This window comes from Mesorhizobium sp. YM1C-6-2, assembly GCF_003666685.1.
Lineage (GTDB): Bacteria > Pseudomonadota > Alphaproteobacteria > Rhizobiales > Rhizobiaceae > Mesorhizobium_K.
In genome coordinates, this window is the sequence record NZ_RCIZ01000029.1 from 1 (window position 1) to 834 (window position 834).

The following is an 834-nucleotide window of genomic DNA, read 5'->3' on the forward strand; positions in this document are numbered from 1 at the left end:
GACGCCGTGCTGGTTGACGGCGAAGGTCTTGACGCCGGTCTCGCCGTATTTGGCCGGCCAGGCAAGCAGCCCGAAGCCGGCGATCATGTTGCCGTTGATGATGTAGTCGTAGGCGCCGCCGGCGATCTCGTCGCCCTGGCCGGTCAGGATCTTGTACTTGTAGCCGAAATAGCCCTCGCCTTTCGCAGCGTCGTCGAGCTCCGACTGGTCGAGGTCGCCGGCCGGGCTTTCGCCGTTCACCTCGTCGGTCGGCCAGTAGAGCCCGTCGGTCATGCCCTCGGAGCTGACCAGCTTCTGCGCGAACTCCTCGACGCCGTCGCCGTCGCGATCCTCCGACGCATAGTCCTCCTGCGCGTCGACATAGTCCTGCATGGTGGCGATCGTCGCCAGCTCGTTCTCGCCAACGCGGCGGTTCACGATCTCCTCGAGCCCGGCGAAGGTGTCGAAGGCCCAGCCGTCATCGCTCTTGACGATCGGGAAGGGCAGCGGCCACAGCTTCTCGCCGATCACCACCGTGCGGCGGTCGCCCTCGCCGCTCAAGGAAAGCTGCCTGGCGGCGCCTTCCCTGATTGCGGCGAGCGCGTCGTCGGTGTTCTCGTCGGCCTTGAGCTTTGCCGCATCAAGGCCGAGCACGGTCGCCACCGCATCGCTGCCATCCGCCGCCAGCGCCTTCTTGAAGGCGTCCAGCGCCGCTTCCGGCGACTGGAAGGCCGGCGGCTCGCTTGCCGCGGCAAGCGACTCGATCTCGGGCGCCGGCAGCTCGGCTATCGCAGCATCCTGCGCAAAGGCGAGTGCCGGAAGTGCCGCCGCCAGACCGAGAGAGAGCGCCGCCGC

General features: G+C 67.9%; 1 protein-coding gene. It reads right to left on the minus strand.

The window, feature by feature from the left end; all coding sequences use genetic code 11:
* The coding region (locus D8676_RS26560; RefSeq protein WP_245427205.1) for a DUF2950 family protein at positions 1–813 on the minus strand (813 nt) is incomplete at its 3' end.
* Between the last annotated feature and the right edge of the window lie 21 nt (positions 814–834).